A 15,693-nucleotide genomic window follows, 5' to 3' on the forward strand; every position below is an offset into this window, starting at 1 on the left:
TGCGCTCATGCAGTGGTGGAACGACTTCATGACCTGGATCGAGTCGAGCGAGGCGCAGCCGACGCTCTTCGCCGCGGGCGTGCTCTTCGTGGCGGTCGTCGTCGCGGGCCTGCTCGCCGCGTGGATCGCCACCGCGGCCGTCAAGCGGGTCGTCGCCCAGCGCGACCGCGAGTTGCGCGCGTCGGCGATCGCCGCCCTGGTGGATGCCGCGACCGAGGCATCCGTCTGGAACTCGCTGACCCCCCAAGAGCAGGTGCTGGCCGATCGCGCGGTCGGCCAGGCCGACATCCACGTTCGGCTGCTGCCCATCCGCGGCTCCGACGTCGCCGCGAACTGGGCCGCGCACCAGCTGCACGAACTGAAGCGCGCCTCGGCGACGTTCGGCTACCAGCTCGACCCCGCCGTCGCGGAATTCCGCGACCGGATGCTGGAGTGGCAGCGCCACCCGTCGCGCACCCGCCGGCAGTTCCAGAACGACCTCACGCGATGGCGCGCCGAGCGTGTGGCGCCCGAGCAGGAGCTCGTCGCCCAGCAGGACGAGTGGGTCGCCGAGCAGCACCACGAGCGCTACCAGCAGACGGCCGAGTTGCCCGCCGGGCTGCCGACCGATCCGGCGCCGGCGCCGAGCGCCCGCCCCTAGACCTGGACGCGACGGCGGCCGCGCCGGTGGCCGGACCGGCCGCCGCAAGGCTCTGCCGTGACGCCCGCGGCGATGCCTCCGATCAGGCGCGCCACCAGTCGTCGAACATCGACGCCGCGACCGTGCGCTTGTGCCGCGTCGAGAGGAAGCGCGCCTCGATCTGGTCGGCGACCGCCGGGTCGACCTCGCGGCCCTCGAGGTAGTCGTCGATGTCGGTGTACGCCAGGCCGAGGTTCGCCTCGTCTGACTGGCCCGGGTCGTGGTCGAGCAGGTCGGCGGTCGGCGTCTTCAGGTAGAGCCGTTCGGGCGCGCCGAGGTGCTCGAGCAGCGCGCGCCCCTGGCGCTTGGTCAGACCGGTCAGCGGGAGCACGTCGGCGCCGCCGTCGCCGTACTTCGTGAAGAACCCCGTGACGGCCTCGGCCGCGTGGTCGGTGCCCACCACGAGCAGTCCGCCCTCCCCGGCGATCGCGTACTGCGCGACCATGCGCAGGCGGGCCTTGACGTTGCCCTTGCCGAAGTCGCTGATGGGTGCGCCCATCGCCGACGCGTACTCGGCGGCCACGCCGTCGACCCCGCCGCGGATGTCGAATGACGCCTGCTCCTGCGGATCGATGAACGACAGCGCGAGCTGTGCGTCGTCTTCATCGCGCTGCACGCCGTACGGGAGCCGCACGGCCACGAAGCGCGTCGGAACGCCTTCGGCCACGAGCTCGTCGACGGCCAGCTTGCACAGCCGCCCGGCGAGCGTGGAGTCCTGCCCGCCGCTGATGCCGAGTACGAGGCCCTTCGCGCGCGAGGCGCGGAGGTAGTCGACGAGGAATCCGACTCGCGTGCGCACCTCCTCGGCGGGGTCGATGGTCGGGCGGACGGAGAGTTCGTCGATGATCGAGGCCTGCAGGTCGCGCATGCCTCGACCCTACTCCGGGCGTGTTTCGGGCACGCAACGCGGTTCGGCGCGCTCGCGCCGATAGCATCGGTGCGCACGGCGGCGGAGGGGGAACGTCCATGGAGTTCGACATCTCGGTGGGCACGCTGCTGCTCTTCCCGCTGATCGCCGTCTCGGCGCCGCTGCTCGTGCGCCTCGTCGGTCGCGTCGTCGCGATCCCGCTCGTCGTCTTCGAGATCGTGCTCGGACTCGTCTTCGGACCGGCCGTCCTCGGCTGGATCGAACCGGGCGAGGTCACCGAGGCCCTCTCGGACTTCGGCCTCGCGATGCTGTTCTTCCTCGCGGGCAACGAGATCGACTTCCGCGCGATCCGCGGGCGCCCGATCCGCCGTGCCGGTCTCGGGTGGCTCGCCTCGCTCGTGCTGGGCATCGGCATCGCACTCCTGCTGGCCCCGTCGCCGACCGCAGCGGTCTTCATCGGCGTCGCGCTGACCTCGACGGCGCTCGGCACGATCATGCCGGTGCTTCGGGACGCCGGCGACCTCAAGTCGCCGTTCGGGGTCGCGGCGATCGCGGTCGGCGCGATCGGCGAGTTCGGGCCGCTCCTGGCGATCTCGCTCTTCCTCGGCAGTCGCCAACCGCTCACGTCGGCGCTGGTCGTGCTGGCGTTCGCCGTGATCGCGGGCCTCGGCATCTGGCTCGCCTCGCGGGGTGTGGGCAAGCGCCTGCACCGTGCGATCACCGAGACGTTGCACACGAGCGGACAATTCGCGATCCGACTGGTCGTGCTGGTGCTCCTGGCGCTCGTCGCGCTCAGCATCGTCCTCGGACTCGACATGCTGCTCGGCGCGTTCACCGCGGGGGTGATCTACCGGCTGCTGCTGTCGGGCGCGCCCGAGCACGACGTCGAGGTGGTCGAGGGCAAGCTGGAGGCGGTCGGATACGGCCTGCTCGTGCCGTTCTTCTTCATCAACACCGGAGTCACGTTCGACCTCGCCGCGCTCACCTCCGACCCGATGGCGCTCGCGCTCATCCCCGTGTTCCTCGCGCTGTTCCTCGTCATCCGAGGCATCCCGTCGTCGTTCGCCGCGCCGCCCGGCGCCTCGTTCCGCGATCGCGCCGCGACCGCGCTGCTCGGGGCGACCGCCCTGCCGATCATCGTCGCGGTGACCGCCATCGGCGTCGAGGACGGCGTGCTCACGAGCGGCATCGCCTCGTCGCTCGTCGGCGCCGGCATGTGCTCGGTGCTCGTGTTCCCGCTGGTCGCCCTGGTCCTGCGCCGGCGACGACCGGATGCCCCGTCGACGGATGCCCCGCCGCCGGGCGTCTCCGACGGCGACGTGTTCGTGCCGACGGAAGGCTGAGCGCCGTTCCGTCGCCGTATTCGGCCTCCGAAGCCCGCCGCATCCGCGGTTCGGTAAGCTGTCGGGGTCGGCCCCCGTAGCTCAGCGGATAGAGCAGCAGCCTTCTAATCTGACGGTCGCAGGTTCGATTCCTGCCGGGGGCACCGTGCGACGGCCGTGTCGGCACGTCCCGGTAGACTCGCCGCCATGGCAGCTGCGACCGACCGACTCGTCTGGATCGACTGCGAGATGACCGGGCTCGACCTCGAGGTCGACGAACTGGTCGAGATCGCCGTCGTCATCACCGACTACGACCTGAAGCCGGTCGACGGGGGCCTCAGCATCGTCATCAAGCCCGATGCGAGCGCGCTCGAGTCGATGGGCGAGTTCGTCCGGGCGATGCACACCGAGTCCGGGCTCATCGAGGAGATCCCCAACGGCGTGAGCGTCGCCGACGCCGAGTACCAGGTGCTCGAGTACGTGCTCGCCCACGTGCCCGACGAGCAGAAGGCCCCGCTCGCGGGCAACTCGATCGGCACCGACCGGGCGTTCCTCTCGAAGTTCATGCCGCGTCTCGACGCACACCTGCACTACCGCAACGTCGACGTGTCGTCGATCAAGGAGCTCGCCAAGCGCTGGTATCCCCGGGCATTCTTCAACTCCCCCGCGAAGCACGGCGGCCACCGCGCGCTCGCCGACATCCTCGAGTCGATCCGCGAACTCGAGTACTACCGGCGTGCGGTGTTCGTGGCAGATCCGGGCCCCACGAGCCAGGAACTGCAGGAGCTCGCGGCCACCGTCGTGAACGAGTTCGACGCCAAGGTGGTGTAAGCTCGTGGAGTTGCCTCGGTCGTGAGACCGAGGTCGGCATGGTGGGTATAGCTCAGTCGGTAGAGCGCCTGGTTGTGGTCCAGGAGGTCGCGGGTTCAAGCCCCGTTACTCACCCCACTCGCCCGGTGCGGTCACCATCAACCGGGTCATCCCCGTGACGGGTCCCGGTGACGATCGGAGCACGAGATGCACCTCGACGCCGAGGCCTTCGAAGCGCTGGTCGTCGACGAGCTCGACCAGCTCCCCGACGACATGATCGACGGCCTCGAGAACGTCGTCTTCGTCGTCGAGGACCGTCCTGAAGACGGCTCGCTCGACCTGCTCGGCCTCTACGACGGCACCTCGCTCACCGAGCGCGACCGCTACGGGTTCGGCGAGATGCCCGACCGCATCGTGCTCTACCGCGAGCCGTTGCTCGCAGCCTGCGACGACGAAGACGAACTGCGCGACGAGGTGCACATCACCCTCGTGCACGAGATCGCGCATTTCTACGGCATCGATGACGACCGGCTGCACGAGCTGGGCTGGGCATGACCGCTGCGCGGGTTAATCTGTGAGCATGACCGTCAGACCCGGCCGCATCGTCGGCATCTCCGTCGGCGCCCTCGCGATCCTCGGCATCGGCGTCTACGGTCCGGCGATGCTGCTCGGCCCGCTCCCCGCGGTCGCCGTCGAGGCCGCCGCGACCGCCGCCGCCCCGCCGTCCGCGCTGGCGGTGACCCTCCCGGCCGACGGTGCGAGCGCGCTCGGCGTCGTCGGCACTGACGGCGAGACCGCGGTCATCGCCACGGCCGGTGCGACCGAGGCGGTGCCCATCGGCGGCGCGGCGAAGCTGGTCACCCTGCTCGCGACACTCGACTCGCTGTCGCTCGCTGCCGGCTCCGAGGGCCCCGCGATCGCCATCGGGCCCACCGACTACACCGGCTACCTCGACTACCGCGCCGAGGACTCGCGAACGCTCCAGGTCTCCCCCGGCGAGCAGTGGTCGCAGCGCGACGTCGTGCGTGCGGTGCTGCTCGCCTCGAGCAACAACCACGCCGACACCCTCGCCCGCTGGGCGTTCGGCAGCATCGACCAGTACGTCGCGGCGGCGAACGACTGGCTCGCGTCCAAGGGGTTCACGACGCTGCACGTCGCCGACGCGACCGGCCTCTCGGGCGACAACGTGGGCACCGCTGAAGAGCTCGCGAAGCTCGCCGGGCTCGCCGTCGCCGACCCCGCCATCGCCGCCATCCTCGACGGCGACGCGCCGGTCGGGGTCGGCGCAAAGACCGTTCCCGACGTCGTCGACCACCTCGGCGACCGCGGGGTGCGCGCCCTCACCCGCACGTACACCGACCAGGCGGCGATCTCCTTCCTGTTCACCACCGAGGTCCCGGCGAGCGACGGCTCCGAACCGGTTCGTCTGGTCGGGGCGATGACGCTCATGCCCGACTACGAGACGCTCGACCCGGCCGTCGCGGCCACCGTCGACTCCGCGGTCGCCGCCGCGCAGCCGGTCGATGTGATCAGCGCGGGCTCGGCCTACGGCCGGGTCGTCGCCCCGTGGGGCGACCGCGCCGACCTCGTCGCGCAGGCGACCCGCACCAGCGCCGGCTGGGGATCCGCGATCGGCGAGGCATCCGTCGACGTCGACGCGTTCACGACCGCCGGCGCCGGTTCGCCGGTCGGGAGGGTCGCGGTGCCGACGCCGTCGGGCGAACTCGCATCACCGCTCGAGCTGTCGGCGCCGATCACGGATCCGGGTCCGCTCTGGCGACTGACGAACCCGGGGCCGATCATCGGCGAGTACCTCGCCGGCTGACGCACGGGCGCACCGCGCACCGCAGCCCGATACCGCGCTGCAGCGACCTGCCGTTGTCGCCGGGTTGTCGCCGGCCTACTCGTTGTCGTCCTGGTCGAATTCGACCGGGTCGGAGTCGCCCGCGTCGAACCGGAAGCGCACGCGCACCTCGCCGTCGACCTCGCGATGCTCGACCGCGTCGTACCAGAACATCGACTCCAGCCCGTCGACCGCCGCGACCTGCGCGATGCGCTCCTCGGGCGAGCCGCCGACCAGCGCGCGTCGTTCGAACTCCCCCTCGAGCGGGCCGTCGATGAACTCGGCGAGGTACTCGCCGTTGGTCTCTGCACTCATCCCTCCACCGTAGTCCTGCGGTGCGCCGAGCGCTCGAGCCGGCTCACCGGCCGACGCGTCGCAGCACGACGTGGGCGGTCCGCCGCGGGTCGGCACGGGCGACGTACCGCCGCCACTGCGTCTCCCACATCTCCCAGAACGGGTCGAATGCGCCCGCGTCGCGTTCGAGCGCGGCGCGCCGCCGTTCGGCATCGGATGCCTCGAGCCAGATCCGCAGGCTCGGCACGCCCTCGACCGCCGCGAACGCGCCGCATCCCTCGACGATGACGAGGCGGCCCGGGCGGACGCGCTCGACCCCGCCGGGCCGATCAGCCGCCCAGTCCCAGGTGGCGACCTCTCCGACGCGGCCGTTCGCGAGCCGCCGCACCAGCCGCCGGCCGACGAGGTCGGCTCCCGCGGTGAGGCCGTGCCAGCCCGGGTACACGGCGTCGAGGCGCACGAGCTCGGGCAGGTGCCCCGGCCAGGTGCGCCCCAGCGCCGTCGCGAAGGTCGATTTGCCGACGCCGCTGGCCCCGTCGATCGCGATCAGGGTCAACCCGAGCGCGCCCGCGGCGCGCCGGATCCCGGGCAACGCGGCCGCCGCTCCACTCACGTACGCACTCCTCGCGACCGCACCGGGGTCGCGAGCGCCATCCACGGCCTCACGACCACACCGGGTGGAAGGTTCCCGCCGCGATCGCCGCGCCGATCGCGATCGCCGCGATCGCGAGGGCGAGCAGCACCAGCACCGCGTCGGGCCAGCCGACCGTCGACGGCCGGGCCCAGGTGCGCGGATGATCCGAGCCGAATCCGCGCGCCTCCATGGCCGTGGCGAGCTTGCTGCCGCGTCGGATCGCGAGGACGAGCAGCGCGAACGCCATCGTGGCGAACCGGCGCAGCGCGCCGTGGTCGCCGATGCCTCTCGCGCGACGCGACAGGCCCATCGCGCGCCAGTCCTCGACGAACAGTCCCACGAGTCGGGCGCCCGCCAGGGCGCCGAGGACGAACCGGCTCGGCAGTCGCCAGACCTGGGCGAGTCCGTCGGCCAGGTCGGTCGGGTCGACGTCGAGGAACAGCAGCACGGCCGGCAGGCCGATCGCCAGGACGCGGATGGTCACGGCGATCGCCAGCTCGATGGAGCCGTCAGTGATTCGCGCAAGCCAGAACTCGGCGTACACCGTGCCCGAAGGCTCGCCGTAGAGCAGCATCGACACCCCGGCGATCGGGGCTGCGATGAGGATCGGCCAGGTTCGGCGCATGAGCAGCCCCGGCGTGACGCCCGCGAACGCGAACAGCACCAGCTGCACGACCAGGGCGACCGCAGCACTCACCCAGTCGACGGTGAGCAGCAGCGGCGTGGTGAGCACCATCGCGGCCGCCAGCCGGGTCACCGGGTTCACACGGCCGACGAATCGGAGCCGGCCGGGCCGTGCGATCACGGCGGCAGGCGCGGGTGGCGCTGCAGCAGGCGCCGCGGCGCCGGAACGCTCCGGCGACGACCGACGCGCCGGAGACGGCGTCTCGGTTGCGCGTTGTCCGGTGGCGCTCATGCGGCCCTCCGCCCGACGCCCGACGATGCCGTCAGCTCGAGGTGCCGATCGCCGAGCGCAGCCAGGAAGGCTGCGTCGTGGGTGACCGACAGCACCGTGGTCCCGTCGTCGACGAGCTCACGCAGCAGGCGGACGAGCTCGGTCCAGGTCACGCGATCCTGACCGAACGTCGGTTCGTCGAGGATCATGACGTCCGGCTGCGCGACGAGGGCGGAGGCGACCGTGAGCCGGCGCTGCTCGCCCCCCGAGAGCGTGAACGGGTTCGCCTCCGCCAGGGCGTCGAGCCGGAGCCGTTGCAGCACCTCGTCGACGCGGCTCGCCGCCGCGGCGTCGAGCCGACCGAGGGCCCGCACCGCGACGCCCACCTCGTCGCGCACGGTGCGGGCGACGAACTGGTGCTCGGGTTCCTGGAAGACGGTGCCGATGCGCGTGAGGAGCTGCTTCGAGCGCCACCGGATGGGCTCGGGCGCGAGGCCTCGGGCGAGCCCGGGCGACGCGGCGAGCCGGCCGGCGATCGGGTGGAGCAGCCCGCCCATGGTCAGCGCGAGCGTCGACTTGCCGACGCCGTTCGGCCCCGTCAGCACGGTCGAGGCCGCCTCCGGCAGGTCGAGGTCGAGTCCGGACTGCACGAGCGCACCGGGCTCGCGGCCGATCGCGAGGTGCTCGGCGCTGAGCACGGCCGTCGTCGTGCGCGGCGGCCGTGCCGCCTCGACCTCGGCGGGCGCGCCGGGAACCCACACCCCTGCCTCGAGGAGCGCCGTCGAGTGGTCGCGGAGCACCTGGTCGGGCACCCCGTCGGCGACGAGGCGACCGTCGCGGCCGAACACCACGAGCCTCGTGACCAGCTCGAGCCAGACGTCGAGGCGGTGCTCGACCACGACGAGCGTCGCGCCGGTCGCGTCGAGCACACGGCCGACGGCGTCGCGCACCTCCGCGACGCCGTGCGGGTCGAGGTTCGCGGTGGGTTCGTCGAGCAGGAGGAGCCCGGGCCGCATGGCCAGCGCGCCCGCGAGCGCCAGGCGCTGCTTCTGCCCGCCCGAGAGCGCGCTCGTCGATCGGTCGAGCGGCACGTCGAGCCCGACGGCCTCGAGCGCCAGGCCGACGCGGGGCCAGATCTCCTCGCGGGTGACGCCGAGGTTCTCGCACCCGAAGGCGACGTCGTCGCCGACCCTGGCGAGGATCACCTGGGAGTCCGGGTCCTGCAGCACGAGCCCAGCCCGCCCGCGGGCGGCCGACGGTTCGACGCCGTCGACGAGGAGCGTGCCACGTGACTCGCCCTCCTCCGCCCCGCCGTGGACGCCGGCGAGGGCGTGCAGGAACGTCGACTTGCCGCTCCCCGACGGACCCGCCACGAGCACTCGCTCACCCGCGTGGACGCGCAGGTCGATGCCGTCGACCGCCCACCGGATCCGGCCGGCGTGCCGCCAGCCCCACCCGCGCGCCTCGACGCCGGCGGGACGCGACCCGAACCGCTCGGGCATCGTCAGACCCGCTGGGTCACGGCCTGCCCGGCCGCGAATCGATTGAGCGCACCGGTCGCCGCGAGGGCGCGCACGAGGATCCAGCCGAGGAGACCGGCGAGCAGCGCGCCCGAGACGACCACGGCGACGAAGTAGATGCCGAGGAACTCGGCCGACTTGGCCAGGTTGCCCGAGGTGAAGAGCTCGAGCGTCCACGCCGCGGCACCGGCCGCGGCGCCGGCAAGCATCGCCGGGACGACGCCGAACCGCCGGTAGGCGAACAGCGCGAAGACGAGCTCGGCGCCGAGCCCCTGGGCGATCCCCGAGTACAGCGTCTCGATTCCCCACTGGTTGCCGATGAGCGCCGAGACGAGCGCCGCGACGACCTCGACGAACAGCGCGGCTCCCGGTTTGCGGATGACGAGCCCGCCGAGTACGCCGCCGATCAGCCAGATGCCCACGGCGATGCCGCCGAGGCCGGGCGTGAGCGCGTCGGCTGCCGAGAACCAGGCGTAGCCGACGTTGTTCCAGAAGAGGAAGAGCAGGCCTGTCGCGACGCCGAGCACGGCGGCGACGACGATGTCGACGACCCTCCAGCGGAGGTTGCGCGGCCGTGCGGCCCGCGAGTCGGTCGTGCTGGATGCTGATGCGGTTGCGTGCACTGTCGTGCCCTTTCGTTCGAAGGAAAGCGGCACGGGAATGAGATGCGATGCCCTCCCTGCGCTGGCATGACCCAGATCAGGTTCGACGGTCGAAGGTTGGAGAACCTTCCTCTCAGCCCGGCTCACCGGACTCCCGTGTTCAGGGCACGAGTATACGCCGAACGCGACACACGCGCGCCGGCGGGGACCGGGTCAGCGCTTGAGGGCGCGGATGACCCAGCGCAGCGCCTTGCCGGTGACCCAGATGAGCGGGGTCGCGGCGAGGATCAGCCCGATCAGGTTGGGCTCGAAGCGCACGTCGCCACCGCCCCGGCCGACGTATGCGCCGAGCGGAATGGACGCGCCGCCGCCGCCCCCGCCCGTGCCCTGCTGGCCCTTCTCGTCGGCGCCGCTGCCGCCGCCGAATCCGTACCAGCCGAGCGCGACCGGCACAACGGTGGTGCCGCCGACGTCGATCGGTTCGCCGTACGAGGTCTTCACGCCGACACCGGCGACGTTCTCCGCGAGGTCAAGGACGAATTCAGCCATGTCGCCACGCTACCGGCGGCTCGCACGCGGCGACACCCCTTGACGGCGGCCGGATGCCACGACGTGCGGGCGTGCGCTGCGACACGGGTGGGGCGCTCAGCCCCGATCGGGACCGCTCTCGTCATCGTCGTCGAGCGGTCGCCGGAACCGGGCGCCGGCGACGGCGCCGCTGCCGTCGCGGCCGACGAGCGCGGCCGGCTTCACGGCGCCACGGCCGAACTTCGCGACGACCCGGTCGATCGTGCGCTCGGCGTCGCGCCACTCCTCGTCGGGGTCCCACAACGCGGTGCCGCCGCTCGGACGCAGCTGCTCGGCGCGCACGCCGATCAATCGCACCCGGGCACCGTCGCCCACGAGGTCGTCGAGCGCGGCGGCCGCCTCCTCGTAGATGCGCCGGGCGACGTCGGTCGGCTCGCCGAGCGTACGCGAACGCGTCACGGTGCGGAAATCGCCGTAGCGCAGCTTCAGCACCACGGTGCGGCCCGTGAGGCCCGCTTTGCGCAGCCGGGCGGCGACGTTCGTGGACAGGCCGAGCAGCGCCCGGCGGATCTCGTCGGGGTCGGTCAGGTCGTGCCCGAACGTCGTCTCGTGCCCGACGCTGCGCTCGCTGCGCTGGAGGCTGACCTCGCGCTGGTCGATGCCGTTGGCGAGTCGCGACAGCCTGCCGGCCAGTGCCGGGCCGACGGCTCGTTCGAGCGCTTCGGGCGGCATCGCCGCGACGTCGCCGATGGTGCGCAGCCCGAGCCGGGCGAGTGATTCCTCGGTGACCCGGCCGACGCCCCAGAGGGCCGAGACGGGCAGCGGATGCAGGAAGGCGAGCGTCTCGGCGGCCGGGACGACGAGCATGCCGTCGGGCTTGGCCCGGCTCGAGGCGACCTTGGCGACGTACTTGCTGGCCGCGACGCCCACCGAGCAGGCGAGCCCGGTCTCGGTGCGCACGCGGTCGCGGATGGTCCACGCGATCTCGGCGGGTGACCCGTGCAGGCGTCGCGCGCCCGACACGTCGAGGAAGGCCTCGTCGATCGAGAGCGGCTCGACGATCGGCGTCAGGTCGCCGAGGATGGCCATCACGCGCTTCGAGTACTCGGTGTACTTGCGGTAGTCGCCGCGCAGCACGATCGCGTTCGGACAGCGCTGGAGGGCGACCGACATGGGCATGGCCGAGTTCACGCCGAACCGGCGGGCCTCGTAGCTGGCCGCCGACACGACCCCGCGACCCGCGGTGCCGCCGACGAGCACGGGCTTGCCCCGCAGCTCGGGACGCGAGAGCAGCTCGACCGACACGAAGAACGCGTCCATGTCGACGTGCAGGATCGGCGTCGCCGAATCGTCGACCGGCCCCGTGGTCACCTGGCGCGACGAGCCGTCCTGCTTGCTCACGCTGCGACCCTACCCGCGACCGCCGACAGGCCGCCCGGCCGGGCCCGCGTCGGCTGCCCGGCGCATCGCCCCGGCCGCCGGCAGGCGTCAGAACCCGAAGTCGCCACCGCCGAAGTCGCCACCGCCGAAATCGCCGCCGCCGAAGTCGCCCCAACCGCCGTCGCCCGATGCGTCGGCACCGGATGCCTCGACCGAACCGGCGTCCGCCGACGCATCGCCGGCACCCGAGTCGCCTCCCGAGTCACCGCCCGCGTCGCCACCGCCCTCGCCGCCCGCCTCGAGCGTGCCCGGGTCGGGCAGGAAGGCCGACACGATCGCGGAGCCGACGACGTAGCCGGCGATCGAACCGAGCAGCGAGCTCGCGAACATCGAGCCGAAGCTCGGCGCGCCGGCATACTGCTGACGGCCCGGCTGAGCCCCGGCGCCCGGGTACCCGCCCGCGCCCGGGTACCCTGCGCGGCCGTCGGCCTGGCCGCCGTCGAACGCCGCCGATCCCGACCCGGGTGCGCCCGGAGCGGGGATCGACGAGATCGTGCGCTCGATCGTGCCCGGCTGGCGCAGCTCGGCGCGAGTGGCCGCGCGCGCGAGCGCCGACGGCTCCTCGGAGACGAGGCGCTCGCCCGGCGGCAGCTGGTCGACGAGGCCCGCGTAGACGAGGTGGCGCTGCTCGGGGGTGAGCTTGGCGAACGCCTCGGTGTGCACCGCCTCGATGGACTCGGGCGGCGCGGTGCGCAGGAGGTAGCGGTAGCGCTCGACGGCCAGTTCGTCGTCGCTCATGGCACGGGGCGCGGGCTGGGCCGGCGGCGCCGGGCGGCGCTGCGGCTCGGGTGCGCCGAAGAGTCGATCCAGGAATCCCATGGTGTCCTCGTCAATCCTCGAAGGGGAGCACGAATCTAGCGACGCCAGCCATGAGCCGGCTGTGAGCCTGCCCGACTACTCGGCGTTCGCGCGCTCGAGGACGAGTTCGCGCACGCGCGCGGCATCCGCCTTGCCCTGCATCGCCTTCATCACCGCGCCGATCACCGCGCCGGCGGCCTGCACCTTGCCGTCGCGGATCTTGGCGAGCACGTCGGGCTGGGCGGCGAGCGCCTCGTCGATCGCCGCGACGAGCGCGCCGTCATCGGAGACCACCGCGAGCCCTCGTGCGTCGACGATCTCCTGCGGCGAGCCCTCGCCGGCCACGACCCCCTCGAGCACCTGGCGCGCCAGGCGGTCTGTGAGTGTGCCGGCCTCGACGAGCTGCGCGAGTTCGGCGACGTGCGTCGGCGACACGAGGCTCGAGGCATCCCGATCGGCGGCGTTCGCGAGGCGGGCGATCTCACCCGTCCACCACTTGCGCGCGGCGGCGGGAGTGGCCCCCGCCGCGACCGTTGCGGCGAGCTCGTTGAGCATCCCCGAGTTCGCCACGATCTGGAACTCGTCGTCGCTGAAGCCCCACTCCTGCTTGAGCCGGCGCCGGCGGGCGGCCGGCGCCTCGGGCAGCGCGGCGCGCAACTCCTCGATCAGCTCGGCCGAGGGCACCACCGGGAGCAGGTCGGGCTCGGGGAAGTAGCGGTAGTCGTCGGCGTCGGACTTGGGACGACCGGGGCTCGTGCTGCCCGTGTCCTCGTGCCAGTGCCGCGTCTCCTGCGTGATGATACCGCCGGCGGCGAGGATCGCGGCCTGGCGCTGGATCTCGTACCGAACGGCCCGCTCGATCGAGCGGAACGAGTTGACGTTCTTCGTCTCGGTGCGGGTGCCGAACTGCTCCTGGCCACGCGGACGCAGCGAGACGTTCGCGTCGCAGCGCAGGTTGCCGCGCTCCATGCGGGCCTCCGAGATGCCGAGCGAGAGCGCGATGTCGCGGATCGTGGAGACGTAGGCGCGCGCGAGAGCGGGGGCATCCGCCTCGGCGCCCACCACTGGGCGCGTGACGATCTCGACGAGCGGCACGCCCGCGCGGTTGTAGTCGACGAGCGAGTACTCGGCACCCTGGATGCGTCCGGTCGAACCGCCGACGTGGGTCAGCTTGCCGGCGTCCTCCTCCATGTGGGCGCGCTCGATCGGCACCCGGAAGACGCGGCCGTTCTCGAGTTCGACCTCCACCTCGCCGTCGAAGGCGATCGGCTCGTCGTACTGCGAGATCTGGTAGTTCTTCGCGAGGTCGGGGTAGAAGTAGTTCTTGCGCGCGAAGCGGCTCGACGGGGCGATCTCGCAGCCGAGCGCGAGGCCCAGCGAGATCGACTTGCGCACGGCCTCGCCGTTCACGACCGGCAGCGAGCCCGGGAGGCCGAGGCACACGGGCGTGACGAGCGTGTTCGGCTCGGCGCCGTGGTTGGCGTCGTTCGCCGGGTTGGGTGCGGGCGAGAACATCTTCGTCGCGGTGTTCAGCTCAACGTGCACCTCGAGGCCGATGACCGGCTCGAAGAGCTCGAGCGCACGGTCGAAATCCATCAGTTCGACACGGGCCATCAGACGGCGCCTTCCTCGGTCGCGAGCAGCTCATGGGTGGTCAGCGCGGGCGCGCGGTCGAGCAGGGGGCCGCCCCACTCGGCGAGGAGCAGCTGCTCCAGCGCGCCGCCGACGTTGTACAGGCGGGCGTCCTGGCGCGCGGGCGCCAGGAACTGGATGCCGACCGGCAGTCCGTCTTCCGGTGCGAGGCCCACGGGCAGCGAGATGCCCGGCACGCCCGCGAGGTTCGCGGGGATCGTCGCGACGTCGTTGAGGTACATCGCGAGCGGGTCGTCGAGCTTCTCGCCGAGCTTGAACGCGGTCGTCGGCGCGGTCGGCGTGGCGAGCACGTCGACGTTCGCGAACGCGGACTCGAAGTCGCGCTGCACGAGGGTGCGCACCTTCTGCGCGCTGCCGTAGTACGCGTCGTAGTAGCCCGCGGACAGGGCATAGGTGCCGAGGATGATGCGACGCTTGACCTCGGGGCCGAAACCCGCCTCGCGCGTGGCCGACATGACCTGCTCGACCGTGCCGCCGCCCTCGGGCGTGACGCGAAGGCCGAACCGCACCGAGTCGAACTTCGCCAGGTTCGACGAGGCCTCGGCCGGGAGGATGAGGTAGTACGCGGCGATCGCGTGCTCGAAGTTCGGCGTGGAGACCTCGACGATCTCGGCGCCGTGGCGCTCGAGCAGGTCGAGCGCCTCGTGGAAGCGCTGGCGCACGCCCGCCTGGAAGCCCTCGGAGTCCAGTTCCTTCACGACGCCGATGCGAAGGCCCGCCACGTCGGCCCGGCGCACCGCGTCGGCCATCGACGGCCACGGGTCGGCGATCGAGGTGGAGTCGTGCGGGTCGTGGCCCGCGATGACGTCTTGGAGGAGCGCGGCGTCGAGCACCGTGCGCGTGACCGGGCCGATCTGGTCGAGGCTCGAGGCGAGCGCGATCGAGCCGTACCGGCTCACCGCGCCGTAGGTCGGCTTCACGCCGACGGTGCCGGTGACGTGCGCGGGCTGGCGGATCGAGCCGCCCGTGTCGCTGCCGAGCGCGAGGGGCGCCTCGAAGGCCGCGACCGCAGCGGCTGAGCCGCCGCCGGAGCCGCCCGGGATGCGCTCGAGGTCCCACGGGTTGTGCGTGGGGCCGTACGCGGAGTGCTCGGTCGACGAGCCCATCGCGAACTCGTCCATGTTGGTCTTGCCGAGCGGCACGAGGCCTGCCTCGCGGACCTTGCGCACGGGCGTCGCGTCGTACGGCGGTATCCAGCCCTCGAGGATGCGCGAGCCCGACGTCGAGGGCATGCCCTCGGTGACCAGGACGTCCTTGATCGCGATCGGCACGCCCGCGAGCTCGCCGAGCGACTCGCCCGCGGCGCGGCGGCGGTCGATGTCGGCCGCGGTGTCGAGCGCGCGCTCGCCCGCGACGTGCAGGAACGCGTGCACGGCGCCGTCGACGGCGCCGATGCGGTCGAGGTGCGCCTGCGTCGCCTCGACGGATGACACGTCGCCGGCGGCCAGGCGGCCGGCGAGGTCGGCGGCGCTCAGGCGGATCAGCTCGTCGCCGTGGCTCACTGCTCCTCCCCCAGGATCGCCGAGACCACGAAGCGGCCGCCGTCGTGCTCGGGGGCGCCGGAGAGCGCCTGCTCGACGGTCAGCACGTTGTCGCCGACCACGTCGTCGCGGAAGACGTTTTGCAGCGGGATCGGGTGGCTGGTCGGCGGGACGTCGGGCGTCGCGACCCGGCTCACCTGCTCGACGGCCTGCATGATCTGGCCGAGTTCCGTGGTGAGGTGCGCGATCTCTTCCTCGGTGAGCGCGATGCGGGCGAGGTTCGCGAGGTGCGCGACCTGCTCCGCACTGATTTCAGACATGCTGCT

At 72.5% G+C, this 15,693-nt stretch carries 17 protein-coding genes, 2 tRNA genes and 1 riboswitch; of the genes, 7 read left to right on the forward strand and 12 right to left on the reverse strand.

Annotated features, from left to right (window positions below):
- The first annotated feature begins 7 nt into the window (after nt 1-7).
- Nucleotides 8-640, forward strand: coding sequence for a hypothetical protein (locus GE115_RS01950; RefSeq protein WP_153683100.1), 633 nt, complete (start codon nt 8-10; stop codon nt 638-640).
- Nucleotides 641-722: 82 nt separating this feature from the next.
- Here the strand turns inward: GE115_RS01950 and nadE are convergent, their stop codons facing one another.
- Nucleotides 723-1,547 (reverse strand): NAD(+) synthase, encoded by an 825-nt coding sequence (gene nadE, locus GE115_RS01955; RefSeq protein WP_153683101.1) that lies wholly within the window; start codon nt 1,545-1,547, stop codon nt 723-725.
- 98 nt (nt 1,548-1,645) lie between these two features.
- Here nadE and GE115_RS01960 point away from each other — a divergent pair, with 98 nt between their 5' ends.
- From GE115_RS01960 to GE115_RS01985, 6 genes are all read left to right on the forward strand, one after another.
- Nucleotides 1,646-2,890, forward strand: a complete 1,245-nt coding sequence (locus tag GE115_RS01960) for a cation:proton antiporter (protein WP_153683102.1) — start codon at nt 1,646-1,648, stop codon at nt 2,888-2,890.
- 70 nt (nt 2,891-2,960) lie between these two features.
- Nucleotides 2,961-3,033, forward strand: a tRNA-Arg gene (locus GE115_RS01965).
- Nucleotides 3,034-3,076: 43 nt separating this feature from the next.
- Nucleotides 3,077-3,700, forward strand: coding sequence for an oligoribonuclease (gene orn, locus GE115_RS01970; RefSeq protein WP_153683103.1), 624 nt, complete (start codon nt 3,077-3,079; stop codon nt 3,698-3,700).
- Between the two features lie 41 nt (nt 3,701-3,741).
- Nucleotides 3,742-3,817, forward strand: a tRNA-His gene (locus tag GE115_RS01975).
- Between the two features lie 69 nt (nt 3,818-3,886).
- Nucleotides 3,887-4,234: a metallopeptidase family protein gene (locus GE115_RS01980; RefSeq protein WP_153683104.1), complete on the forward strand. Its 348-nt coding sequence runs from the start codon at nt 3,887-3,889 to the stop codon at nt 4,232-4,234.
- A gap of 25 nt (nt 4,235-4,259) precedes the next feature.
- Complete coding sequence (locus GE115_RS01985; RefSeq protein WP_153683105.1) at nt 4,260-5,504, forward strand: D-alanyl-D-alanine carboxypeptidase family protein; 1,245 nt, start codon at nt 4,260-4,262, stop codon at nt 5,502-5,504.
- A 75-nt stretch (nt 5,505-5,579) separates the two neighbouring features.
- On the opposite strand, the gene GE115_RS01990 is transcribed toward GE115_RS01985, so the two are convergent.
- The 11 genes from GE115_RS01990 to gatC form a co-directional block, all read right to left on the reverse strand.
- Nucleotides 5,580-5,837 carry a hypothetical protein gene (locus GE115_RS01990; RefSeq protein WP_153683106.1) on the reverse strand — a complete coding sequence of 86 codons (258 nt, stop codon included), beginning with the start codon at nt 5,835-5,837 and terminating at the stop codon, nt 5,580-5,582.
- Between the two features lie 43 nt (nt 5,838-5,880).
- Nucleotides 5,881-6,429 carry a nucleoside/nucleotide kinase family protein gene (locus tag GE115_RS01995; protein WP_153683107.1) on the reverse strand — a complete coding sequence of 183 codons (549 nt, stop codon included), beginning with the start codon at nt 6,427-6,429 and terminating at the stop codon, nt 5,881-5,883.
- A gap of 49 nt (nt 6,430-6,478) precedes the next feature.
- Complete coding sequence (locus GE115_RS02000) at nt 6,479-7,255, reverse strand: energy-coupling factor transporter transmembrane component T family protein (protein ID WP_376765682.1); 777 nt, start codon at nt 7,253-7,255, stop codon at nt 6,479-6,481.
- A 107-nt stretch (nt 7,256-7,362) separates the two neighbouring features.
- Nucleotides 7,363-8,847: an ABC transporter ATP-binding protein gene (locus GE115_RS02005; RefSeq protein ID WP_153683109.1), complete on the reverse strand. Its 1,485-nt coding sequence runs from the start codon at nt 8,845-8,847 to the stop codon at nt 7,363-7,365.
- Between the two features lie 2 nt (nt 8,848-8,849).
- A complete protein-coding gene (locus tag GE115_RS02010; protein WP_312854803.1) occupies nt 8,850-9,488 on the reverse strand; it encodes an ECF transporter S component in 639 nt (212 codons plus the stop codon).
- Nucleotides 9,489-9,524: 36 nt separating this feature from the next.
- Nucleotides 9,525-9,635, reverse strand: a riboswitch (TPP riboswitch).
- A gap of 45 nt (nt 9,636-9,680) precedes the next feature.
- The gene (locus GE115_RS02015; protein ID WP_153683110.1) at nt 9,681-10,016 is read right to left on the reverse strand and encodes a hypothetical protein; all 336 of its coding nucleotides are present in this window, start codon (nt 10,014-10,016) and stop codon (nt 9,681-9,683) included.
- Nucleotides 10,017-10,112: 96 nt separating this feature from the next.
- A complete protein-coding gene (locus tag GE115_RS02020; RefSeq protein ID WP_312854804.1) occupies nt 10,113-11,396 on the reverse strand; it encodes a DNA polymerase IV in 1,284 nt (427 codons plus the stop codon).
- Nucleotides 11,397-11,483: 87 nt separating this feature from the next.
- Entirely contained in the window at nt 11,484-12,254 is a 771-nt protein-coding gene (locus GE115_RS02025) for a hypothetical protein (RefSeq protein WP_153683111.1), read from the reverse strand.
- Between the two features lie 75 nt (nt 12,255-12,329).
- Entirely contained in the window at nt 12,330-13,847 is a 1,518-nt protein-coding gene (gene gatB / locus GE115_RS02030) for an Asp-tRNA(Asn)/Glu-tRNA(Gln) amidotransferase subunit GatB (protein ID WP_153683112.1), read from the reverse strand.
- Nucleotides 13,847-15,388: an Asp-tRNA(Asn)/Glu-tRNA(Gln) amidotransferase subunit GatA gene (gene gatA / locus GE115_RS02035; RefSeq protein ID WP_312854805.1), complete on the reverse strand. Its 1,542-nt coding sequence runs from the start codon at nt 15,386-15,388 to the stop codon at nt 13,847-13,849. The genes gatB and gatA overlap by 1 nt, the downstream gene beginning before the upstream one ends.
- A complete protein-coding gene (gatC, locus tag GE115_RS02040; RefSeq protein WP_153683113.1) occupies nt 15,385-15,687 on the reverse strand; it encodes an Asp-tRNA(Asn)/Glu-tRNA(Gln) amidotransferase subunit GatC in 303 nt (100 codons plus the stop codon). Before gatC ends, gatA begins: the two co-directional genes overlap by 4 nt.
- Nucleotides 15,688-15,693: the final 6 nt, after the last annotated feature.

The sequence above is a fragment of the Agromyces agglutinans genome, assembly GCF_009647605.1.
GTDB lineage: Bacteria > Actinomycetota > Actinomycetes > Actinomycetales > Microbacteriaceae > Agromyces > Agromyces agglutinans.